The sequence below is a fragment of the Streptomyces sp. TSRI0281 genome, from assembly GCF_001905125.1.
In the GTDB taxonomy this organism is placed as follows: Bacteria; Actinomycetota; Actinomycetes; order Streptomycetales; family Streptomycetaceae; genus Streptomyces.
Map to the genome: position 1 here is coordinate 340,793 of NZ_LWLE01000002.1, position 21,577 is coordinate 362,369.

20 protein-coding genes and 1 pseudogene are annotated in these 21,577 nt (G+C 71.4%); 17 read left to right on the plus strand and 4 right to left on the minus strand.

What is annotated here, in order from left to right:
• Nucleotides 1-126: 126 nt before the first annotated feature.
• The 6 genes from A6A29_RS08110 (at nt 127) to A6A29_RS08135 (ending at nt 6,152) form a co-directional block, all read left to right on the plus strand.
• Nucleotides 127-1,293: an ROK family glucokinase gene (locus A6A29_RS08110; protein ID WP_073719287.1), complete on the plus strand. Its 1,167-nt coding sequence runs from the start codon at nt 127-129 to the stop codon at nt 1,291-1,293.
• A 77-nt stretch (nt 1,294-1,370) separates the two neighbouring features.
• Nucleotides 1,371-1,967: a hypothetical protein gene (locus A6A29_RS08115; protein ID WP_073719288.1), complete on the plus strand. Its 597-nt coding sequence runs from the start codon at nt 1,371-1,373 to the stop codon at nt 1,965-1,967.
• A 531-nt stretch (nt 1,968-2,498) separates the two neighbouring features.
• Entirely contained in the window at nt 2,499-3,785 is a 1,287-nt protein-coding gene (gene pcaDC, locus A6A29_RS08120) for a bifunctional 3-oxoadipate enol-lactonase/4-carboxymuconolactone decarboxylase PcaDC (protein ID WP_073719368.1), read from the plus strand.
• Between the two features lie 13 nt (nt 3,786-3,798).
• Nucleotides 3,799-4,446, plus strand: coding sequence for an MBL fold metallo-hydrolase (locus A6A29_RS08125; protein WP_073719289.1), 648 nt, complete (start codon nt 3,799-3,801; stop codon nt 4,444-4,446).
• Between the two features lie 99 nt (nt 4,447-4,545).
• Nucleotides 4,546-5,325, plus strand: a complete 780-nt coding sequence (locus A6A29_RS08130; protein ID WP_073719290.1) for an exodeoxyribonuclease III — start codon at nt 4,546-4,548, stop codon at nt 5,323-5,325.
• Between the two features lie 68 nt (nt 5,326-5,393).
• Nucleotides 5,394-6,152: a Clp protease N-terminal domain-containing protein gene (locus tag A6A29_RS08135; RefSeq protein WP_073719291.1), complete on the plus strand. Its 759-nt coding sequence runs from the start codon at nt 5,394-5,396 to the stop codon at nt 6,150-6,152.
• 21 nt (nt 6,153-6,173) lie between these two features.
• Here A6A29_RS08135 and A6A29_RS08140 read toward each other — a convergent pair whose 3' ends face one another.
• Complete coding sequence (locus A6A29_RS08140; protein ID WP_073719292.1) at nt 6,174-6,953, minus strand: SDR family NAD(P)-dependent oxidoreductase; 780 nt, start codon at nt 6,951-6,953, stop codon at nt 6,174-6,176.
• Nucleotides 6,954-7,059: 106 nt separating this feature from the next.
• On the opposite strand from A6A29_RS08140, the gene A6A29_RS08145 reads away from it, so the two are divergent.
• From A6A29_RS08145 to A6A29_RS08165, 5 genes are all read left to right on the plus strand, one after another.
• Nucleotides 7,060-7,500, plus strand: coding sequence for a DUF6278 family protein (locus tag A6A29_RS08145; RefSeq protein ID WP_073719293.1), 441 nt, complete (start codon nt 7,060-7,062; stop codon nt 7,498-7,500).
• Nucleotides 7,501-7,624: 124 nt separating this feature from the next.
• The gene (locus A6A29_RS08150) at nt 7,625-8,368 is read left to right on the plus strand and encodes an amino acid ABC transporter ATP-binding protein (protein ID WP_073719294.1); all 744 of its coding nucleotides are present in this window, start codon (nt 7,625-7,627) and stop codon (nt 8,366-8,368) included.
• An 11-nt stretch (nt 8,369-8,379) separates the two neighbouring features.
• Nucleotides 8,380-9,339, plus strand: coding sequence for a glutamate ABC transporter substrate-binding protein (locus A6A29_RS08155; RefSeq protein WP_241838376.1), 960 nt, complete (start codon nt 8,380-8,382; stop codon nt 9,337-9,339).
• Between the two features lie 16 nt (nt 9,340-9,355).
• Complete coding sequence (locus A6A29_RS08160; protein WP_073719295.1) at nt 9,356-10,000, plus strand: amino acid ABC transporter permease; 645 nt, start codon at nt 9,356-9,358, stop codon at nt 9,998-10,000.
• Nucleotides 9,997-10,869: an amino acid ABC transporter permease gene (locus A6A29_RS08165; RefSeq protein ID WP_073719296.1), complete on the plus strand. Its 873-nt coding sequence runs from the start codon at nt 9,997-9,999 to the stop codon at nt 10,867-10,869. Before A6A29_RS08160 ends, A6A29_RS08165 begins: the two co-directional genes overlap by 4 nt.
• A 32-nt stretch (nt 10,870-10,901) precedes the next feature.
• Here A6A29_RS08165 and A6A29_RS08170 read toward each other — a convergent pair.
• Both A6A29_RS08170 and A6A29_RS08175 read right to left on the minus strand, forming a co-directional pair.
• A pseudogene (locus A6A29_RS08170) lies at nt 10,902-11,845 on the minus strand (CocE/NonD family hydrolase C-terminal non-catalytic domain-containing protein); the annotation flags it as partial.
• A gap of 104 nt (nt 11,846-11,949) precedes the next feature.
• Entirely contained in the window at nt 11,950-13,152 is a 1,203-nt protein-coding gene (locus A6A29_RS08175) for a L,D-transpeptidase (protein ID WP_073719297.1), read from the minus strand.
• A 252-nt stretch (nt 13,153-13,404) separates the two neighbouring features.
• Here A6A29_RS08175 and murJ point away from each other — a divergent pair, with 252 nt between their 5' ends.
• From murJ to A6A29_RS08205, 6 genes are all read left to right on the plus strand, one after another.
• Nucleotides 13,405-15,123 (plus strand): murein biosynthesis integral membrane protein MurJ, encoded by a 1,719-nt coding sequence (murJ, locus tag A6A29_RS08180; protein ID WP_073719370.1) that lies wholly within the window; start codon nt 13,405-13,407, stop codon nt 15,121-15,123.
• Between the two features lie 133 nt (nt 15,124-15,256).
• Entirely contained in the window at nt 15,257-17,074 is a 1,818-nt protein-coding gene (gene ggt, locus A6A29_RS08185) for a gamma-glutamyltransferase (protein ID WP_073719298.1), read from the plus strand.
• Between the two features lie 180 nt (nt 17,075-17,254).
• Nucleotides 17,255-17,953 carry a glycoside hydrolase family 75 protein gene (locus A6A29_RS08190; protein WP_073719299.1) on the plus strand — a complete coding sequence of 233 codons (699 nt, stop codon included), beginning with the start codon at nt 17,255-17,257 and terminating at the stop codon, nt 17,951-17,953.
• 177 nt (nt 17,954-18,130) lie between these two features.
• Nucleotides 18,131-18,400, plus strand: coding sequence for a helix-turn-helix domain-containing protein (locus A6A29_RS08195; protein WP_073719300.1), 270 nt, complete (start codon nt 18,131-18,133; stop codon nt 18,398-18,400).
• A gap of 22 nt (nt 18,401-18,422) precedes the next feature.
• Entirely contained in the window at nt 18,423-18,803 is a 381-nt protein-coding gene (locus tag A6A29_RS08200; protein ID WP_073719301.1) for a PPOX class F420-dependent oxidoreductase, read from the plus strand.
• Nucleotides 18,804-18,905: 102 nt separating this feature from the next.
• On the plus strand, nt 18,906-20,414 hold the full coding sequence (locus A6A29_RS08205) for a hypothetical protein (RefSeq protein ID WP_073719302.1): 1,509 nt from the start codon (nt 18,906-18,908) through the stop codon (nt 20,412-20,414).
• Between the two features lie 58 nt (nt 20,415-20,472).
• Here A6A29_RS08205 and A6A29_RS08210 read toward each other — a convergent pair whose 3' ends face one another.
• Complete coding sequence (locus tag A6A29_RS08210) at nt 20,473-21,531, minus strand: aldo/keto reductase (protein ID WP_073719303.1); 1,059 nt, start codon at nt 21,529-21,531, stop codon at nt 20,473-20,475.
• Between the last annotated feature and the right edge of the window lie 46 nt (nt 21,532-21,577).

A 21,577-nucleotide genomic window follows, 5' to 3' on the forward strand; every position in this document is an offset into this window, starting at 1 on the left:
CGGCTTCCGGCGCGGCCGACCCCGCCCACCGGCCCCGGGGGTCCGGCAGTGGCAGAATCGAGCGCGGTGGACGCCGTCCGCCGCCGGTAGCAGCACCCGACCGGCCCTCCAGACCCCGCAGGGACGATGAGCACGTACCGCGACTTCACACACCGCGGCTCCGCCCGCGCCACCGTCCTCAAGACCGTCGGCACCAGGGAGCGGCGCTCGCACCTCACCGCGCCCCGCGTCCCGACCGTCGGCATCGACATCGGCGGGACGAAGGTGATGGCCGGCGTCGTCGACGCGGACGGCAACATCCTGGAGCAGCTGCGCACCGAGACCCCGGACAAGTCCAAGAGCCCCAAGGTCGTCGAGGACACCATCGTCGAGCTGGTCCTGGACCTCTCCGACCGGCACGACGTGCACGCCGTGGGCATCGGCGCGGCGGGCTGGGTGGACGCCGACCGCTCGAAGGTCCTGTTCGCCCCCCACCTCGCCTGGCGCGACGAACCCCTGCGCGACGCGATCGCCTCCCGCCTCGTTGTCCCCGTCATGGTCGACAACGACGCCAATACGGCGGCCTGGGCGGAATGGCGCTTCGGCGCGGGCCGCGGCGAGGACCACCTCGTCATGATCACGCTCGGCACCGGCATCGGCGGCGCGATCCTGGAGGACGGCCAGGTCAAGCGGGGAAAGTACGGCGTCGCGGGTGAGTTCGGCCACATGCAGGTCGTCCCCGGCGGCCACCGCTGCCCCTGCGGCAACCGCGGCTGCTGGGAGCAGTACAGCTCCGGCAACGCGCTGGTGCGCGAGGCCAGGGAGCTGGCCGCGGCGGACTCCCCGGTCGCGCACTATCTGCTGGACCGGGTCAAGGGCAACATCCCCGACATCACCGGGCCGCTCATCACCGAACTGGCCCGGGAGGGCGATGCGATGTGCATCGAGCTCCTCCAGGACATCGGCCAGTGGCTCGGTGTCGGCATCGCCAACCTGGCCGCCGCGCTCGACCCGTCCTGCTTTGTGATCGGAGGCGGCGTCAGCGCCGCCGACGACCTGCTGATCGGCCCCGCCAGGGATGCCTTCAAGCGGCATCTCACGGGGCGCGGCTATCGCCCCGAGGCCCGGATCGCGAAGGCCCAGCTCGGCCCCGAGGCGGGTATGGTCGGCGCCGCGGACCTGGCCCGACTGGTCGCCCGCAGATTCCGCCGGGCCAACCGCCGCCGCGTGGAGCGGTACGAGCGGTACGCGCAGATCTACGACCAGGCCGCGAGCACCATCCGCAACACGCGATCCACCCGCACCGCCGACTGAACCGCGGCCGCGCCGCGCGGCGTCCTCCGGCCAGTGACCGCATCCGCAGCAGCCGCAGTACCAAGGGAACTCCGATCATGACCGCAGCCGAGCACCCCGTCGTGCCGCGCCAGTCCGTTCCGCCGGGCGACGGCGACGGCAAGCCTCCCCAGGACCGCCGCCGGGTGATCCGCAGACGGCTGATCACGGCGACGATCATCGTGCTGCTGATCGGTATCCCGGCCGGCTATCTGCTGATCTCCGCAGGCCAGAGCCGCCGCTCCGGCAAGGACAAGGAGGCCGAGGCATCCGCGCAGGGACTCCGTGAGGACTGGCCGTCCGGGATGCAGCGGCGGATCTTCGAGGTGCCGATCCCCGGCAACGCGTCGGGGGTTCAGTACTACGAGACCAACAACTGGAAGGCCAGCCGGTTGTATGTGAAGTTCCGTACGACATCTGCCGGTCTCGACCGGTTCCTGTCCGGCGTCGGAACGGGCCGCGCCGCCCTGAAACCGGGGGCGGTGACCATCGGTGAACGCGATATCAAGATCAGCGACTGGTACTTCGGGCCCGGTGTGTTCTGGGCGGGTACGACCCACACCAACAAGGACCCGCGCCCCACCCAGAACATCACCGTCAACATGACCGATCCGGCCGGCCCCGTCGTGTATGTCGTTTCCGCGGCGACCCCCTGACCGCGACCCGACAGCGCGCTCACTAACCTGGAGCGAGTGAGTGAAGTGAGCGACACGACCCCGCAGCCCGCGCCGGCCCCGCAGCCCGCCGCCCCGGTACCCATAGCCCCGCAGGCCCCTGCGGCCCCGCACGCGGTACAGGCCCCGGTGGTCCCGCACGCGGTACAGGCCCCCTTGGCCCCGCACGCCCTTGTGGCCCCGCAGCACCACCCCATGTCCCCGCAGCCCGCACCGGCCCTCGTCGCCCCGCAGCCCGCACAGGCCGCCCCCGCCCCGCAGGGGCCACCGGCCCTGGTCGCCCCGCAGGCCGCACAGGCCGCCCCCGCCCCGCAGCCGGGCCGGGGCGAGCAGCCCGCGTACATCGCTCCGGCCCCGCAGCCCGCACCCCCGCACGCCGCCCACGTCCCCGCGCCCCCTGTCCCCGCGCCCCCGCACGCGGTACGGGCCCCGGTGGTCCCGCAGGCGGTAGAGGCCCTCACGCCTCCGCAGGCCCCGATACCTCCGCAGGCCCCGCACGCCGCTCAGGCGCCCGTGCCCCCGCCCGCCCCTCAGGCCCCGCAGACCCTTCAGTACCGCTTCGACGGGCCGGACGACGCGCCCGTCCTGGTGATCGGCCCCTCACTGGGGACCACCTGGCACATGTGGGACCGGCAGATACCCGAGCTGTCCCAGCACTGGCGCGTCTTCCGCTACGACCTGCCGGGCCACGGCGGCGCCCCCGCCCACCCCGCCACCGCCGTCGCGGAGCTGGCGGACCGGCTGCTCGCCACCCTCGACAGCCTCGGTGTCCAGCGCTTCGGGTACGCGGGCTGCTCCATCGGCGGCGCGATCGGCGCCGAGCTCGCCCTGCGCCATCCGCACCGGGTGGCCTCGCTGGCCCTGGTGGCGGCCTCGCCCCGGTTCGGCAGTGCCGACGAGTTCCGCCAGCGCGGTGTGATCGTCCGGACCAACGGGCTGGAGCCGATGGCCCGCACCGCGCCGGAGCGCTGGTTCACCCCCGGTTTCGCCGCCGCCCAGCCCGCCATCGTCGAGTGGGCCGTGCAGATGGTCCGCACCACCGACCCCGGCTGCTACATCGCCGCCTGCGAGGCGCTGGCCGCCTTCGACATCCGCGCCGAACTCGGCCGCATCGGCGTCCCGACCCTCGTCCTGGTCGGCGCCGAGGACCAGGTCACCGGCCCCGCCGAGGCCCGCACCCTGGTCGCGGGCATCCCGGACGCCCGGCTCGCCCTGGTCCCCGGCGCCTCCCACCTCGCCCCCGTCGAACAGCCCGGCGCCGTCTGTGACCTGCTCCTGACCCACTTCTCCACGGCCTGGCAGGACACCCTCGCCGCCATTCCGGTCCTGCCCGTCGTCCCGGCGCTCTCCGTCCCCTTCACCCCCGTCGCCGAGATCGCCCCCGCGGCAGCCCGGCCCGAGGCCGACGGCGCGGGCCGCGGCGATGTGCTCGACAGCGGTACGAAGATCCGCCGCGAGGTGCTGGGAGACGCCCATGTCGACGGGGTGAACGCCTCGTCCGACGCCTTCACCGAGGACTTCCAGGACCTCGTCACCCGGTACGCCTGGGGCGAGGTCTGGGCCCGGGAGGGGCTGGACCGCAGGACGCGCAGCTGCATCACGCTCACCGCGCTGGTCGCCTCCGGCCACCTCCACGGCCTGGCCGCGCACACGAGGGCGGCGCTGCGCAACGGGCTCACGCCCGCCGAGATCAAGGAAGTCCTGCTCCAGACCGCCGTGTACTGCGGCATTCCGGCCGCCGGTGCCGCCTTCGACATCGCGCGGTCCGTGATCCAGGAGGAAACCACACCGCCCGCGTAGCAGGATGAGCGGCATGAACGCATCGCCTCTCACACTCACCAAGAAGACGCACTCCTGCATCCGGATCGAGAAGGACGGGCAGGCGCTCGTCATCGACCCCGGCGGCTTCTCCGAGGACGACGCCGCGATCGGTGCCGACGTCATCCTGGTCACGCACGAACACCCGGACCACTTCGACGAGGCGCGGCTGCGGGCCGGTCTCGCGGCCAACCCGGCGGCCGAGATCTGGACGCTGCGCAGTGTGGCCGATCAGCTCTCCGCCGCCTTCCCGGGGCGGGTGCACACCGTGGGGCACGGCGACACCTTCACCGCCGCGGGATTCGAGGTGGCCGTGCACGGAGAGCTGCACGCGGTGATCCACCCGGACATCCCGAGGGTCACCAACATCGGCTTCCTGGTGGACGGTTCGCTCTTCCATCCCGGGGACGCGCTCACCGTCCCCGACCGGCCGGTGGACACCCTGATGCTCCCGGTGATGGCCCCGTGGAACAAGATCTCGGAGGTCATCGACTACGTACGCGAGGTCAGGCCGCGGCGCGCCATCGACATCCACGACGCGCTGCTCACCGATCTCGCGCGGCCCATCTACGACAACCAGATCGGCAGCCTCGGCGGCGCCGACCACGGCCGGCTGGCGCCCGGGGACGTCACGGAAGTCTGAACGGCCGACCGGTCGCCGGACTGCCCGGCGACCGGACGCACGGGCGCTCTAGGGCCGGACCGACGGCGACTGTCAGTGGGACCGGCTAGGTTTGCTGCCATGCGCATCGCCACCTGGAACGTCAATTCGATCACCGCCCGGCTCCCGAGGCTGCTGGCCTGGCTGGAGAGCACCGGCACCGACGTGCTGTGCATCCAGGAGACCAAGTGCACGGCCGAACAGTTCCCCTCCGACGAGTTGCGCGAGCTGGGCTACGAGTCCGCAGTCAACGCCACCGGCCGGTGGAACGGGGTCGCGCTGCTCTCCCGGGTCGGGCTCACCGATGTCGTCACGGGACTGCCGGACGGCCCGGAGTACGACGGGGTGCGGGAGCCGCGGGCGATCTCCGCGACCTGTGGCCCGGTCCGTGTCTGGTCGGTCTACGTGCCCAACGGCCGCGAGGTCGAGCACGCGCACTACGCGTACAAGCTGCGCTGGCTGGAGGCGCTCCAGAAGGCCGTGGCGGTGGACGCCGCGGGTGCGCTGCCGTTCGCGGTCCTGGGCGACTTCAATGTGGCCCCGACGGACGAGGACGTCTGGGACCCCGCGCCCTTCGAGGGCGCCACCCATGTCACCCCCGCCGAGCGCGCCGCCCTGGCGACGCTCCGGGAGGAGGGGCTGAGCGATGTGATGCCCCGCCCGCTCAAGTACGACCACCCGTACACCTTCTGGGACTACCGCGAGCTGCGCTTCCCGAAGAACAAGGGCATGCGCATCGACCTGGTCTACGGCAACGCCCCGTTCACGGCGGCGGTCAAGGACAGCTATGTCGACCGGGAGGAGCGCAAGGGCAAGGGCGCTTCCGACCACGCCCCGGTGGTCGTCGACCTCGACCTCTGAGCGGCGGCAGCGGGATCTACTGACAACCGTAGGTTGACACCTCAAGGGCGTCAACCTACGGTTGACACATGACGCAGCCTCTTCCCGCAACGCCATCCGTGCGCCTCGACGATCTGATCGCGGCCATCAAGAACAGCCACACCGACGCCCTGCAACAGTTGTCGGGCGCGGTCGTCGCCGCCGACCACCTCGGTGACGTCGCCGACCACCTCATCGGCCACTTCGTGGACCAGGCACGCCGCTCCGGCGCCTCCTGGACGGACATCGGCCGGAGCATGGGAGTGACCCGGCAGGCCGCCCAGAAGCGCTTCGTCCCCAAGAAGACCGATGCGAACGCCGGTTCCGGCTCCGACCTGGACCCGAGCCAGGGATTCGGCCGTTTCACCCAGCGCGCCCGCAACGTCGTCATGGCCGCCCACAACGAGGCTCAGGCCGCCCGGCACGCCGAGATCCTCCCGGCCCACCTGGCGCTCGGCCTCCTCGCCGAGCCCGACGGCATCGCCGCCCGGGTCATCACCGCCCGGGGGGTGAGCCCGGACGCCGTCCGCACCGCCGCGGCCGCCGCACTGCCTCCCGCCGTGGACGAGGTGCCCGAGCTGATCCCGTACGACGCGGATTCCCGCAAGGTCCTGGAGCTGACCTTCCGTGAGGCGCTCCGGCTCGGGCACAACTACGTCGGCACCGAGCACGTCCTGCTGGCCCTGCTGGAGTTCGAGGACGGCTCCGGTGTGCTCACCGGCCTCGGCATCGGCAAGGACGCCGCTTCGGCCGCCGTCGAAACCGCCGTGACCGACGCGGCGGCGGCCCTGTGGCAGCAGGAATCCTGACCGACGGGTGCGGCGGCGGGTTCAGTGCACCGAGAACCCGCCGTCGATGAAGATCGACTGGCCGGTGACATAGGCCGAGCCCCGGCCCGCCAGGAACACCGCGGCGGCGGCGAAGTCCTCGGCCAGACCATTGCGTCCGACCATGGTGCGCGCCGCCAGGGCCGCCACCTTCTCCGGATCGGAGGCGAGTCGTTCGTTCAGCGGCGTCAGCACGAACCCCGGCACCAGCGTGTTGCAGGTGACGCCGTGCGGAGACCACGCCTCCGCCTGCGAGCGGGCCAGCGATTCCAGGGCACCCTTGGACACCCCGTACGCACCGCTGTTCACGAACGCGCGGTGCGCCTGCTGGGAGGTGATGTGGATGATCCGCCCGAAGCCCCGCTCGGCCATGCCGGGTCCGAAGCGCTGTCCCAGCAGGTAGGGCGCCTTCAGGTTCACCGTCATCGTGGTGTCCCAGACGTCCTCGCCCAGCTCGCCCATGGGCGGCCGCAGATTGATCCCGGCGCAGTTCACCAGGATGTCGGGCTCCCCGTACGGCGTGGCCGCCGCCTCGGCTCCCGTACGCACACCCTCGGCGGTACTCAGATCCGCGCTCACCCACGCCGCCCGGCAGCCCTCTCCCGTCAGCTCGTCGACCGTCGCGGCCAGCTCCGCCTCCCGGCGTGCCACGACGACGACGCTCGCCCCCGCGCGGGCGAGGGCTCCGGTGATCGCCCGGCCGATGCCGGAGCTCCCGCCGGTCACCACGGCGACCCGGCCTTCCAGGGAGAACAGTTCGGACAGATAGGTCTGCGAGATCATGTACGCACCCTAGATGGCAGGTCCCGCACGACCGCGGCCGGTGTCGGATCGGCAACGGCCGCGCGCCCTGTGGTGCGGATCGCGGCGGGGATGGGACCCTAGTGGTATGAACATCCCTTTCTTGGACAACTGGCGTAAGCGTCAGGGCGGTACGCCGGGAGCGGCCCTCGCCGCCGCCGTCGAAGCGGATCCCGACGGCGTGGCCGAGCTGCTCGCCGAATGCGAACTGCTGCGTGTCCGAGCGGGGCAGAACGGACTCGAACTCGACGACAGCCCCGCCTCGTTGACCGCGCTCGACCAGCTGCCGCCCCGCTGGCGCGACGATCCCGAGGAACTGCCCTGGCTCGGCAACGACGCCGGCCTCTACCTCGGCACGGTTCTCGTGCGGACCGTGCCCGGTGCGGCCTGGGACGTCTGGCCGAGCGGCCAGCCCGTGGTGCGCCTGGCCTCCGGACGCGAGATCGATGTCGTCGCGGCCGGTCTCGACTGGGCGATGGCGGGCAGCCCCGAGCTTTCCCAGGTGTACGCGGAGTCCGCCGAGAGCTGACCCGCGTCACCGAATCGAGATAAACAGCCTTATGCCCTATATGCGCGTGTCGGGTACGAAGTCCCTTGTCGGGATGGATAGTTTGCGCTGACCTCGACACAGCGACAAGTGGGTAGGGCAGCGTATGGCCGTCGATCCGTTGATCGAGCTGCGGGACGTCAACAAACACTTCGGAGAGCTGCACGTACTGCAGAACATCAATCTCACCGTCGGCCGCGGGGAGGTGGTGGTGGTCATCGGCCCCTCCGGATCCGGCAAATCAACGCTCTGCCGGGCGATCAACCGACTTGAGACGATCGAATCGGGCTACATCGCCATCGACGGCAAGCCCCTCCCGGAGGAGGGGAAGGGGCTCGCGCAGCTCCGGGCCGAAGTCGGCATGGTCTTCCAGTCGTTCAACCTGTTCGCCCACAAGACCGTGCTGGCCAATGTCTCGCTCGCCCAGCTCAAGGTCCGCAGGCGCAAGAAGGACGAGGCCGACCGGCGCTCCAGGGAACTGCTGGACCGGGTCGGCCTCGCCTCCCAGGCCGACAAGTTCCCCGCTCAGCTCTCCGGCGGTCAGCAGCAGCGCGTGGCCATCGCCCGCGCCCTGGCCATGGACCCCAAGGCGCTGCTCTTCGACGAGCCCACCTCGGCACTCGACCCGGAGATGATCAACGAGGTGCTGGAGGTCATGCAGCAGCTCGCCCAGGAGGGCATGACCATGATCGTGGTCACGCACGAGATGGGCTTCGCCCGGTCCGCCGCCAACCGCGTCGTCTTCATGGCCGACGGCTGCATCGTCGAGGACCGCACCCCGGAGGACTTCTTCACGGCGCCGTCGAGCGACCGCGCCAAGGACTTCCTGTCCAAGATCCTCAAGCACTGACGGGGGGCTCCATGTTGCGTACGAGGAACTCGCGTACGGAAACGTCACATACGAAAAGGTCACGTACGAGGACGGGCGCGGTCGCTCTGGCCGGCCTTCTGCTCGCCCTGCTCGCCGCCGGGTGCGGCAAGGAGGGCAGCCCGCCGGTCAAGGGGCCGAAGCCGGAGGCGCTGCCGCAGTACAAGGTCGACACCGGCTTCGAACTGCCCGGCTCCACGACCTGGAAGAAGGCCAAGAAGCGGGGCCACCTCGTGGTCGGCGCCAAGGAGGACCAGCCCTACCTGGGCGAGAAGGACCCGGCCACCGGGATCTACTCCGGCTTCGACATCGAGATCGCCCGCATGATGGCGGCCTCGCTCGGATTCGAGCCGAAGTCGGTCCAGTTCAGGACGATCGCCTCGGCCAACCGCGAGACCGCCCTGCAGAACGGCCAGATCGACTACTACGTCGGCACCTACACCATCAACGACATGCGCAAGAAACTCGTCGGGTTCGCCGGCCCCTACTACCTGGCCGGGCAGGGGCTGCTGGTGCGCACCGACGAGAACGACATCCACGGGCCGCAGGACCTGGACGGCAGGACCGTCTGTTCGGCGGCGGGCTCCACCCCGTACCAGCGCATCGCCGCCGACTATCCCAAGGCGGACCTCGTCGCCTACGACACGTACTCGATCTGTGTCGACAACCTGCTGACCTACCAGGTCGACGCCGTCACCACCGACGACGCCATCCTGCTGGGCTTCGCGGCGAAGGCTCCGGACGAGATGAAGGTCGTCGGGAAGCCGTTCTCCGAAGAGCCGTACGGCATCGGCGTGCCCCGGGGCGACAACGCGCTGCGCGCCGCGCTCAACGACGCCCTGGAGGCCAACGAGAAGAACGGCAACTGGAAGAAGGCGTTCGAAGCGACGCTGGGCCTGTCCGGAGTGCCCGCACCGAAGCCCCCGCCCATCGACCGCTACCCGGCGAACTGAGGGGACGGCACCGCACATGGATGTACTGACAGAGAACTTCTCCCTCTACGGCAAGGGCTTCCTCGGTACCGTCGAGCTGACCGTGTACGCCTCGATCCTGGCGCTGGTCCTCGGCTTCGTGATGGCCTCCTGCCGGGTCGCCCCGGTCGGCTCCTTCCGGGTGCTGGGCACGGTCTGGGTGGCGGTGCTCCGCAACACCCCGCTCACCCTGCTGTTCTTCGCCGTCCTGCTCGGCCTGCCGCGCTTCGGCCTGGTCCTGCCGTTCAAGGTCTTCGCGGTCCTCGCGCTCGGCTGCTACACCTCCGCGTTCATCTGCGAGGTGCTGCGCTCCGGCATCAACACCGTGCCCACCGGCCAGGGCGAGGCCGCCCGCAGCCTCGGCATGTCCTTCGGGCAGACCCTGAGCCAGGTGGTCCTGCCGCAGGCCTTCCGCTCGGTGATCCCGCCGGTCGGCTCGACCCTCATCGCGCTGGCCAAGAACTCCGCGATCGCGGGAGCGTTCAGCGTCACGGAGCTGCTCGGCACCTACAAGACCCTCAATGAGCTGGGCTACAGCATCATCTGGACGTTCATCTGGATCGCCGTCGGCTACCTGATCATCACCCTGTCCATCAGCGCGCTCTTCAACGTGCTGGAGAAGCGCTGGGGAGTCGCCCGATGACCGCCCGCTCCATGCCCACGGCCACCGCGCTCTACGACATCCCGGGCCCGCTGACCCGCAAACGGCACTTCCTGTACGGGGTCGGCTCCACGATCCTGATCCTCGCGCTGGTCGGCTGGGTCATCTATCTGCTCTTCGACACCAACCAGTTCACCAGCGAGAAGTGGACGCCCTTCGAGTACAAGGGCATCCAGGAGCTGCTGCTGCGCGGACTGGGCAACACCCTCAAGGCGTTCGGGTACGCCGCGGTGCTCTCCCTGGCACTCGGTGCCCTGCTCGCCGTCGGCCGGCTCTCCGCGCACCGGCCGGTGCGCTGGATCTCGACACTGCTGGTCGAATTCTTCCGGGCCATGCCGGTGCTGGTGATGATCTTCTTCATCTTCGTGGCGCTGAAGGTGCAGCCGCTGCCCGCGCTGGTCGCCGGGCTGACCCTCTACAACGGTTCCGTCCTCGCGGAGGTGTTCCGTACCGGCATCAACTCGGTGGATCGCGGTCAGCGGGAGGCCGCGTACGCGCTCGGCATGCGCAAGACGCAGGTCACGACCTTCGTCCTCGCACCCCAGGCGGTACGCGCCATGCTCCCCACCATCATCAGCCAGCTGGTGGTGGCCCTGAAGGACACCTCGCTCGGCTATCTGATCACCTATGAGGAATTCCTCCACGCGGGAAAGCTGATCGCGTCGAATCTCGACTACGATCTTCCCTTCATCCCTGTGGTGATGGTGATCTCACCCATCTACATCGGGATGTGCATGCTGCTTTCCTGGTTCGCCACCTGGGTGGCGAAACGGCAGCGGCGCAACCCGAAGACCGAGGCGGTGGATGTGGCCCCGGCCGAACCAGGGACGCTGCTGCCGGGAGGGCAGTAGCCGGGCAGCGCCCGCCCGGCAGCAGCCGGTGATCACTTCTCGCGCAGCGGGACCGAGAGGTAACTCGGATCCGTACCGGGCGAGGAGAAGGTCAGCTGCGAGCCGGTCGGGTTGTGCTCGATGTACAGCGGATCAACGGTGTCGATCACCAGGGCGAGCCGGTGACCGGCCGGGACGTCGTAGGCCGTGGAGAACAGCTCCAGGTCCACGGGGAACGGCCGGCCCGGGGTCTGCCCGTGGAACGTGTAGGGGGCGTCGCTGACCAGTTTGCCGAGGCCGAGCGGCCCCACGTCGTAGAGATGGGCGACGAGGGTGCCGCTCTCCTCGGTGCTGGTGAGCGTGGTGTGCGGCGCGGCGGTGCCACGGATGTGCTGGGCGGCGGCGGCGGCGTACGGCCCGGACTGCCAGACGCTCGCGAAGGCGCGCGGCAGCAGGGGGATGGAGGCGACGGGCGGCAGCTTCACGAACTGGTCGAGGGCGTTGGACAGCATGACGATGCCGCCGTTGGCACCCGAGTCGACGTTCGCCAGGATCTTCTTCGTGCCGTCCAGCTCGATCCGGTGCTTCCCGGCGCCGACCGACTTCCAGTCCGGGTAGCCCTCGTAACCCTTGTCGGTACGGGACTTGAGCTGGACCGGCTGCTCCATGTCGATGCCGTTGCGCTCGCCCTTGAGATACCGGTCGAACCAGCGGTGCGCGCTCGTCCAGGTGTCGTTGGGCAGGCCGAGCAGTCCGGTGGCCTCGGCGGTGGCGTGGTCGCCGGGGCGGAACTCCAGGCGCTTGGGGCCGGTGAGCTTCTCGTAGAACGAGGCGTACTGGTTGGGCGGGAAGATGGTGTCGCCCCAGGCGTTGCCCATCATGATCGCGGAGCCGTTGGCGTTGATCCGGTCCAGATACGTCGCGGGGGAGCGCTTCTTGCCCCAGGCGATCATGTCCGCTTCCTCGCGAGGTGGGAGCCGAGGAAGTCGGTCAGTGACCCGACGGTAACCCCGGTTGTTTACCGCTGGTAACTGGTCGGTGTGTCGCACGAAGGTAACGATTGTTGGACGAGTTGTCAGTAGTGGGCGCGAGCGCCGCGGATCAGCTCAGCGCGCTCTTCGTCCGCCAGTCGGCCCAGGAGACGTTCCACGCGCCGTAGCCGTTGCCCTCGGCCACCGTGCCCTTGGCGTCGGCACCGGTGATCTCGAACGGGTCGCCGACCCGCACCTGCCGGTACAGCGACGCGGCGTTCGCGTCGCTCATGCCGACACAGCCCGAACTGTGGTTGCCGCGGCCGAAGTAGGAGGCGTTCCACGGCGCGGCGTGCGCGTACATCCCGGACCAGGTCAGACGCATCGAGGAGTCGACCATCTTGTCGTAGGCATCGCCGAGGCCCACCGTCTCGGAGCGCATGTTGATCGTGCCCTCCTTGGACATCAGGACGGCCGTGCCCCGCCAGGACGCCTTGTCGCCGCCGGGCGTGCCCGCCGACATCGGGACGTCCATGACCTGCTTGCCGTCGCGGTGCAGGGCGAGCCGGTGGTTGTCGAGATCGACCTTGACCACCTGGGCGGCACCGATCGTGAACGTCGTCGTGTAGTCGCGTACGAACCAGCCGCCGGACCCGCCCGTGTCGACGCCGTTCAGCTCCGCGTCCAGGGTGACCTTGGTGCCGGACTTCCAGTACTCCTTGGGCCGCCAGTCGACGCGGTCCTTGCCGGAGTAGTCCTGGAGCCAGCCCCAGGAGCCCTCGGTGCTGTTCGAGGTGGAGACCTTCAGGCGCTTCTCCACCTCGGCCTTGTCCTTCACCGGGTTGTCGAAGACGATCGACAGCGGCTGCCCGATGCCGACCGTGGTGTTCTTCCCCGGGGCGAGGGCCAGCTTGTTGACCTTGTCCGCCGGTGCGGTGGTGAAGCCGGCCCGGTCGCTGCCGCCGTCGGTGTCCTTCGCCTCCACGGTGTACGCCGTGCCGGGCGCCGCGACCCGCTCGGACGTCCAGCTACGGCCGTCGGCGGATATCCGCCCGGTCAGCGCCCCGCCCTCGGCCCCGGTCACCGTGACCTTCTTGAGCTCGCCCCGCGCCAGCGTCACCTTCACCGGCCCGCCCGCGGTGGCCTTCGTGCCCCGCAGGTTCACCGAGATGCTGGTGTCCGGAGCCTTCCCCGACCCCGCCACCGCGGCGGACCCGCCACCGGAACAGGCGGTGAGTGCGGCACCGAGCACCACGACCGGGCCGATCAGGGCGTGCCGGGCGGGACGGCCGGCCGGGGCGATGCGGCGTATGTGCCGGCGTGCAGAGCTCAACGGGAAAACCTCCAGGACAAGTGCTTCTCGTGAGAAGAGAGGCATTTCCCCGGCCCAAGGTTCCGTAAATTTCCGGAAATCGAGGAATTCCCGGTGTGACAACCGACGCGGTGCGGGACGGCAGGGCCCGCTGAGGACGTACGGGTGTACGAGCTGTGCGGGGTACCCTCCACCCTCGGCCTCCGGCCGTCGGCACTCGGCCCGACGACCGGGCACGAGGCCCTCGACATCCTCGGAGACCAGGAGAGACCGGTGGGCGGAACCGACCCCGCAACGAGCCCCGCCGCCGGAACCGCCGCCGGAACCTCCGTCGCAACCGCCTCCGGCGCGGAGGCCGCCGGGGACGGCCCGGCGAAGCCCGCTTCGGTGCTGCGCAGCGGAGCCGTCATGGCGGCGGGCTCCGTCGTCTCCCGCGCCACCGGCTTCATCCGCTCGGCGGTCGTCGTCGCCGCACTCGGCACCGGGCTGGCGGCCGACGGCTACACGGTCGCCAACACCGTCCCCAACATCCTGTACATGCTGCTCATCGGCGGCGCCCTCAACGCGGTCTTCGTCCCCGAGCTGGTACGGGCCGCCAGACACCACGCCGACGGCGGAGCCGCGTACACCGACCGGCTGCTGACCGTGTGCACGGTCGGCCTCATCGCCCTCACCGCGATCACGGTGGCCGGTGCGCCCCTCATCGTCTCCGTCTACACCGACTACACGGGCCGGCAGGCCGAGCTGACCGTCGCCCTCGCCCGCTACTGCCTGCCGCAGATCCTCTTCTACGGGCTCTTCACCCTCCTCGGTCAAGTCCTCAACGCCCGCGACCGGTTCGGCGCGATGATGTGGACCCCGGTCCTCAACAACGTCGTGATCATCGCGGTGTTCGGTCTCTACCTCTCGGTCGCCGCGGGCTCCGGCGGCGCCCTCGGCGACGCCGACGCCCAACTGCTCGGCTGGGGGACGACCGCCGGAATAGCGGTGCAGACCCTCGCCCTGATCCCCGCGCTGCGCGCCGCCCGGTTCCGTTGGCGGCCCCGCTTCGACTGGCGCGGCAGCGGGCTGACCCGGCCGCTCCGCTCGGCCGGCTGGCTCGTGCTGCTCGTCCTGACCAACCAGCTCGCCTACTGGGTGGTGACCCGGCTCTCCACCGGCACCGGGCAGCGCGCCGTCGACCAGGGGGTGTCGGGCGGCGCCGGATACACCGCGTACAGCTACGCGTACCAGCTCCTGGTCGTCCCGCAGGGCATCATCACCGTCTCCCTGGTCACCGCGCTGATGCCGAGGATGAGCCGGGCGGCGGCCGACGGCGATCTGGCCGGGGTGCGGCGGGACGTCTCGTACGCCCTGCGGACCAGCGCCGCGGCCGTCGTGCCCGCGGCGGCCGTCCTGCTCGTGCTGGCACCGTGGGTGATGGGGTCGGTCTTCGGGTACGGGCGGACCACGGACGCCGACATCGCGGTGATGGCAGGCATGCTGGCGGCCTTCGCACCGGGGCTGATCGCCCTCTCCGGACAGTACGTGCTCACCCGCGGCTTCTACGCGATGAGTGACACCCGCACCCCCTTCCTCCTCAACCTGGTGATCGCCGGGGTCAACGCCGCACTGTGCGTGGCCGCGTATCTGCTGCTGCCCGCCCGCTGGGCGGTGACCGGGATGGCCGGGGCGAACTCGGTGGCGTTCCTCGCGGGGTTCGCCGTCACCGCGTATGTGCTGCACCGGCGCGTCCCGGGGCCGGGTGGCGGCCGCGCGCTGCTGCGGTCGCCCGCGCTGGGGGCGCACCTCCGGCTGATCGCCGCGTGCGTGCCCGCCGGGGCTCTGGCGTACGGGGCGGCGCGGGCGGTGGAGGGCGCGGGCGATGCGGTGGCCGCCGGGACCGGGGTCCTGGTGCTGCTGCTCGTGGTGGTCCTGCTGGCCCGGCCGCTGGGAATCGTGGAGATCGACGCGATGGTGGCGGCGGGCCGGGGGCGGTTCCGGCGGCGCTGAGGTGAAGGCCGGCCCGCCGATACCGGGTGGCCGCCCGAACAGGCGGTCATCGGGGTTGTTGTCCGAGGCGGTCCTGACGTTCGGGGCGGCACGACGCTACCCTGCGCGGACGAAACGCTTATCGGAGGTACACATGCGCCGTTCCGTCGGCCGGAACACGTCGTTCTTAGCTGTTTTCGCTGTTGTCGCCTCGATCGGGGCCGCGGCCCCGGCCGGTTCCGCGCCGCCCGCCGTCACGCGGCCGGCGCCGGCCAAGTCGCCCGTGGCGGTGGGGTACGGGGGAGCCGTCGCGAGCGTCGACGAGGACGCCTCGGCGGCCGGTATCGAGGTGCTCCGCAAGGGAGGCAACGCGGTCGACGCCGCCGTGGCGACCGCGGCCGCGCTCGGTGTCACGGAGCCGTATTCGGCGGGCATCGGCGGCGGTGGCTACTTCGTTTACTACGACGCGAAGAAGCGCACCGTACAGACCATCGACGGCCGGGAGACCGCGCCGCGCAGCGCGGACTCCTCGCTCTTCCTGGAGAACGGGAAGCCGATCCCGTTCAACGACGCCGTCACCAGCGGCCTCGGCGTCGGTACCCCCGGCACCCCGGCGACCTGGGACAAGGCGCTGGACACCTGGGGCACCAAGTCGCTGCGTACGCTGCTGAAGCCGGCCGAGCGGCTGGCCCACGACGGATTCGTCGTGGACGAAACGTTCCGCTCGCAGACCGAGGGGAATCAGGCCAGGTTCGCCGACTTCCCGGCGTCCGCCGAGCTGTTCCTGCCCGGCGGTCGGCTGCCGGTGGTCGGCTCGGTCTTCAAGAACCCCGATCTGGCGCGCACCTACCGGGAGCTGGGCCGCGAGGGCGTCGACGAGCTGTACCGGGGCGAACTGGCCGACGACATCGTCCGTACGGTCCGCCGGCCCCCCGTCGACCCGCGGGCCGACCGGGTGGTGCGGCCGGGCGATCTGACGGGCAAGGACCTCAAGGCGTACCGGGCGCTGCGGCAGAACCCGACGAAGGTCGGCTACCGGGGGCTCGACGTGTACGGCATGGCGCCGTCCTCGTCCGGCGGTACGAGTGTCGGTGAGGCGCTCAACATCCTGGAGTCCACGGACCTTTCGCGGGTCGGCAAGGTCCAGTATCTGCACCGGCTCATCGAGTCGAGCCGGATCGCGTTCGCCGACCGGGGGCGCTGGGTCGGCGACCCGGCGTTCGAGGACGTGCCGACCCGCGGGCTGCTGAGCCAGCGGTTCGCCGACTCGCGGGAGTGCCTGATCAAGGACGACGCGGTGCTGACCAGCCCGCTGGCGCCCGGTGACCCGAGCGACCCGACCACCTGCGCGACCGGTGGGACGGCCGCCCCGACGACGTACGAGGGGGAGAACACCACGCATCTGACGGCCGCCGACAAGTGGGGCAACGTCGTCGCGTACACCCTGACCATCGAGTCCACCGGCGGCAGCGGCATCACGGTGCCCGGCCGCGGCTTCCTGCTCAACAACGAGCTGACCGACTTCTCCTTCGCGCCCGCCAACCCGGCGGTCCACGACCCGAATCTGCCGGGTCCGGGCAAGCGGCCGAGGTCGTCGATCTCCCCGACCATCGTGCTGAAGCACGGCAAGCCGGTGCTGGCCCTGGGTTCCCCGGGCGGCGCCACCATCATCACCACCGTGCTCCAGTCCCTGACCGGTCATGTCGACCGGGGCCTCCCGCTGGTCGACGCCATCGCGGCGCCGCGCGCCAGCCAGCGCAACGCGCCGACGACGGAGATCGAGCCCGGAATCTGGGACAGCCCGGTGCGGGCGGAGCTGGAGGCGCTCGGCCACGCCTTCAAGCTGAATCCGGAGATCGGCGCGGCCACCGGCGTACAGCGGCTGCCGGACGGCCGGTGGCTGGCGGCGGCGGAAAAGGTGCGGCGGGGCGGTGGCTCGGCCATGGTGGTGCATCCGAGCGGCAGGAACTGACCTCCGGTCGGACGAGCACGGTCGGCGGGGCCGGTACGGAGCGACCTGTCGCATGTACCGGCCCCGCCGACCTGACGCGGCTTCGGGCCGCCCCGGCTGGATGCGGGGCGGCCGGAAGCCCGGCGTCTGCAAGGAAGGCTCTACGGAGCCTTCGGGTCCAGCGGAAAGGCCATCCCCACCGTGCGTACCCGAACGCTCGCCCTGACCGCGGTCTGCGGCGCCGCTCTGCTCGGCCCCGCGGCACTGCCCGCCACCGCCACTACCGGTTCCCGGCCGGCCGGGGACGGGGAGGGACCGGTGACCGCCGCCGCGCTGCTGGCCCGGATGACGTCCTGTACGCGGATCTCCAAGGGGAAGTACCGCACGGACGCCTCCCGGCCGAAGGCCACCGTCCCCGTGTGCGGCACGGACGATGCCGTGTTCTGGAAGGCGGACATGGACATCGACTGCGACGGCCGGAAGACGAAGGTGTGCAACAGGAGGACCGACCCGTACTTCCTGCCGGAGACGGCGTTCGTGACGTCGGGCGGCAGACCGCTGGACTCGGCCGCGCTCCCGTACATCGTGGTGCCGGGACCCAGCTCCGTCTGGGACTACCGGAAGTCCGGGATCAGGGGCGGCAGCGTCGCCGCCGTCATCCACCGTGACCGGGTGCGGTACGCAGTGGTGGGTGACACGGGTCCCGGCGGCATCATCGGAGAGGCGTCGTACGCCACCGCCCGCGCGCTCGGCATCGACCCCGACCCCCGGACCGGTGGCACCGACTCCGGCGTCACCTACCTCGTGTTCAAGGGCTCCCGGGTCTCGCCGATCGAGAGCCGCACGAAGGCCGTCACCACGGGTGAGGCGCTGGCGAGGAAGTTCCTCGGCGGCGGGTGAGCCTCACCTGATCGGCGCACTGGACCGGAGCGCCGGGGAAGCGGGTGGCCGGAGCGGCGGATCCTCGTGCGTCGACCGGCCCACACCGCGGTGGACGTGTCTGCACTGAGTAGGTGTCTGCCCCGAGCGGCAACGAGCCAATGAGTATACCGGTCCGCACGGTATTAGAATGACGGAATGGTACGTACGCCCCTGACACCCGAAGAGCGCCTCCGCGGCGAACGGCTCGGCCGACTGCTCCGCGAGGCACGCGACGGACGCAGCATGGTCACCATCGCCGCGAGCGCCGGAATCTCCGCCGAGACCCTCCGCAAGATCGAGACCGGCCGGGCCCCGACCCCCGCCTTCTTCACGGTGGCGGCACTGGCCGGGGCGCTCGGCCTCTCGATGGATGACCTGCTCACCCGATGCGCACCGGAACCGGACGCGGTTCCCCTGATCGCCTGAGCGGGCGCGTAGGGTCGCGCCCGTGACTCTTCAGGACTTCGCCCGCAGCGAGTACGTCAGCCTCACCACGTACCGGAAGGACGGCACCCCCGTCGCCACGCCCGTCTGGGCGGCGGCCGACGGCGAGGTGCTGTACGTCTGGACCCGCTCCGACTCGTGGAAGGTGAAACGCCTGCGCAACAACAGCCGGGTCCTGGTCACCGTCTGCGATATGCGCGGCCGGATCGCGGAGGGCGCCCCCAGCGCCGAGGGCACCGCGCGGCTGCTCGACGGGGCGGGGACCCGGGCGGTACGCAAGGTACTGGCCCGCAAGTACACCTGGAAGTTCTGGATCGTCGACTGGCCCGCCACGGCCGTACGGCTCGGCAAGCGCCCGCACACGGGTATCGCCGTCACCTTCTGAGCCGCACCGCGGTGGAAAGACGCGCGTGACCCGCCCGTAACACACCTGCGGTCGAATGCCTCCGGACTGGAAGGTTCCAGTCGACAGTCGGCGAGGGCGACGATCACGGTGCAGGAACACGCGGTGGAAGTAGGGGCGTTCGCACAGTACCTCCGGGACCTCGCGGCCCGGCTGGACCCCGGAGGCGGGTGGTACGGAGTCTTCACCCGCCGCGACCCCGTAGGCATGAGAGCCTGCCTCGACGGTGTCGAGATCCCGCCCTGGGACGTGGTGGAGTCCCTGCTGTCGGACCTCGCCGTGTCACATGGCACCGCGTTCGCGGAGCGTGCATCGGTACGGGCCGCCGCGCTGTACTCCGCATCGGCCGCCGCGCGCGACCGGCAGCCCGGCGGGCGCCAAGCGCTCGTCCACCGGCTGGAGTTGATGCTCCGGGTACAGAGCCGGGCGGCCGAGCGGATGGGCGCGGCAGCGGCGGGCGGCCCGCACGCACCGGACACGGACGCGCTCGCCTGGGCCCGGGACGACCACGAACGCGCCTCGGCCCGCTGCACGGACCTGCGCCAGCGGATGGCTGCCGTCGCGGTTCCGGAAGGGTGGTTCCGGGAGGAGGGCGACGCGGGCGAGGACGCCGCGCGGGTGCCGGGCCCCCGGCCCGAGCCCGGCGCGGAACACCTCCCCGCACCCGCTGGACCCGCGCCTTCCGCTGCCCCGTCAGTCACTCCGGCCACTCCGGCCACTGGGCCCACCGCTGCCCCGTCCCCCGCGCCTCAGGCCGCTCCGGCATCTGCTCCGGGGCCCGCGCCGGGGCCTGCTCCGACGTCCGCTCTGGAGCCCGTTTCGGCGCCCCCTCCGGCATCTGCTCCGGGGCCCGCGCCCCGGCGCAAGAAGCCCCGAGGGGCCCGGTTCGCCGGTCTTGAGGTGGACGACGAGGAGACCGGGCACGCCCCCTCGCCCGTCCCCGTGCTGCCCGTTCCCTCGGCCGGTGCCGCGGCGCCGCGCGGTGCCCGCTTCGGCGGCGCGCAGGACGGGAACGGCCCCGCCCCTGCCACCGCCCCGGTGCCGGAGACCCCACCGGACCCCGCCGCCCTCCGCGTCGCGTCCACCGCCGTCGCGCAGCTGGTCCGGCTGCGAGCCGGGGGCCGCAGTGGCGAGGCGCACGTCGTGCTCTGCGAGGCGGCGGCGTGGCCCGCCGGACATCTGCCGGTACTGGCCCTCGCCCTGCACCGCGCGGGACTGGCGGCCGACTGGGCGACCCTGCTGTGGGAGGTGTCCCTGCTGCCGCCCGAAGGACTCGCCGGTGCGGTGGGCGCGCTGGCCGCGGCGGGCCGCACCGAGGACTGCGGGCAGTTGCTGCGCCTGGGGGTGGCGCGCCCCGCCGCCGACATCGCCGCTGCCGTGGTCGCCCTGGACCGCGCGGGCCGGGCGTCCGAGGCACAGGCGCTGCTGGGCGCCTTCGTGCGCGTACGAACCCCGCAGGACGCGGCCGGGATCGCCGGGGGCGGCCGGGCCCACCTCGTACCCCGCCTCCTGGCCGCCGCTCGTCAGGTGTCGACGGAAAGCGAATGGGACCTGGTGCACGCGCTGCGGGTGGCGGGCGTCGCGGGGACGTAGGGCGCCGGCCGACGAGGCCCGCGCGCGCCGGAGGTGCGCCCCGCGCCGCTGCCCGCCGCTACCTGACGTCGCTCGTCGTACGCCGGTAGGTGGAGCGCCGGTCCTCGATGTCCGCCCAGCGGTCTCCGTACACCGTCTCCCTGATTCCCGGTTCGCGCAGGAAGTCGTGCGGGAAGCCCAGCGGCACCGCGCTCACCGTGTCCAGGCGCTCGGCCGCGTCCGCGTCCAGCTCGACGTCCAGGCAGGCCAGGTTGTCGGTCAGCTGGGCCTCGGTGGAGGCGCCGATGATCGGGACGATGTTGCCGGGACGCCCGCGCAGCCAGGCCAGCGCGACCTGGGCCGGGGTCCAGCCGCCCTGCTCGGCGATCTCCACGACCGCGCGGACCGTTTCGTACGCGCGGCGTTCCGTGTCGTCGCGGCCGTCGCCCGCCGCCGGAGCCGTGCCGTCGACGGAGTGGGTGCCGGTGAGCCGGCCGCGGGCCAGCGGGCTCCAGGCGAAGACGGCCTGGTCGAAGGCGCGTGCCTGGGGGAGCAGTTCGCGTTCCGGCGTACGCTCCAGCAGGCTGTACCGCAGTTGCGAACCGGCGAAGGCCGTCCACCCGCGCAGCTCGGCGAGCGTACTGGCCTGGGCGATCTCCCAGGCGGGCCAGTCCGAGACCCCGACGTAGAGCACCTTTCCGGTGCGTACGAGATCGTCGAGGGCCCGCATGACCTCCTCGACCGGGGTGAAGTTGTCCCGCGCGTGCACCCACAGCACGTCGAGTCGGTCGGTGCGCAGCCAGCCGAGGCTCCGCTCCACCGACCGCACGAGGTTCTTGCGGTGATTGCCCGCGGAGTTGGCGTCGCCGCGGGCGGTCGCGCAGGTGTACTTGCTGGCGAGGACGAGGGAGTCGCGGCGGTCGCCGAGCACCTCCCCGAGGACCGTCTCCGAGGCGCCCGCCGCGTAGATGTCGGCCGTGTCGAGGAAGTTGCCGCCCGCCTCGACATACGCGTCGACGATCCGCCCGCTGGTGTCCCGGACGGCATCCGGCTCCGACTCATGGCTGCCCAGCGTCATGGCACCCAGTGCCAGTTCACTGACTCGCAGACCGGTCCTGCCGAACAGTGTGTAACGCACGAATGATCCCCTTCGGTCGGGTGGTGTCTCGGAGGCTATGAGCTGG

Bases quoted from the DNA above. Each gene is read 5' to 3' on its own strand.
- A6A29_RS08110 (WP_073719287.1), top strand. From the start codon at position 127: ATGAGCACGTACCGCGACTTCACACACCGCGGCTCCGCCCGCGCCACC.
- A6A29_RS08115 (WP_073719288.1), top strand. From the start codon at position 1,371: ATGACCGCAGCCGAGCACCCCGTCGTGCCGCGCCAGTCCGTTCCGCCG.
- A6A29_RS08125 (WP_073719289.1), top strand. From the start codon at position 3,799: ATGAACGCATCGCCTCTCACACTCACCAAGAAGACGCACTCCTGCATC.
- A6A29_RS08130 (WP_073719290.1), top strand. From the start codon at position 4,546: ATGCGCATCGCCACCTGGAACGTCAATTCGATCACCGCCCGGCTCCCG.
- A6A29_RS08135 (WP_073719291.1), top strand. From the start codon at position 5,394: ATGACGCAGCCTCTTCCCGCAACGCCATCCGTGCGCCTCGACGATCTG.
- A6A29_RS08140 (WP_073719292.1), bottom strand. From the start codon at position 6,953: ATGATCTCGCAGACCTATCTGTCCGAACTGTTCTCCCTGGAAGGCCGG.
- A6A29_RS08145 (WP_073719293.1), top strand. From the start codon at position 7,060: ATGAACATCCCTTTCTTGGACAACTGGCGTAAGCGTCAGGGCGGTACG.
- A6A29_RS08150 (WP_073719294.1), top strand. From the start codon at position 7,625: ATGGCCGTCGATCCGTTGATCGAGCTGCGGGACGTCAACAAACACTTC.
- A6A29_RS08155 (WP_241838376.1), top strand. From the start codon at position 8,380: ATGTTGCGTACGAGGAACTCGCGTACGGAAACGTCACATACGAAAAGG.
- A6A29_RS08160 (WP_073719295.1), top strand. From the start codon at position 9,356: ATGGATGTACTGACAGAGAACTTCTCCCTCTACGGCAAGGGCTTCCTC.
- A6A29_RS08165 (WP_073719296.1), top strand. From the start codon at position 9,997: ATGACCGCCCGCTCCATGCCCACGGCCACCGCGCTCTACGACATCCCG.
- ggt (WP_073719298.1), top strand. From the start codon at position 15,257: ATGCGCCGTTCCGTCGGCCGGAACACGTCGTTCTTAGCTGTTTTCGCT.
- A6A29_RS08195 (WP_073719300.1), top strand. From the start codon at position 18,131: ATGGTACGTACGCCCCTGACACCCGAAGAGCGCCTCCGCGGCGAACGG.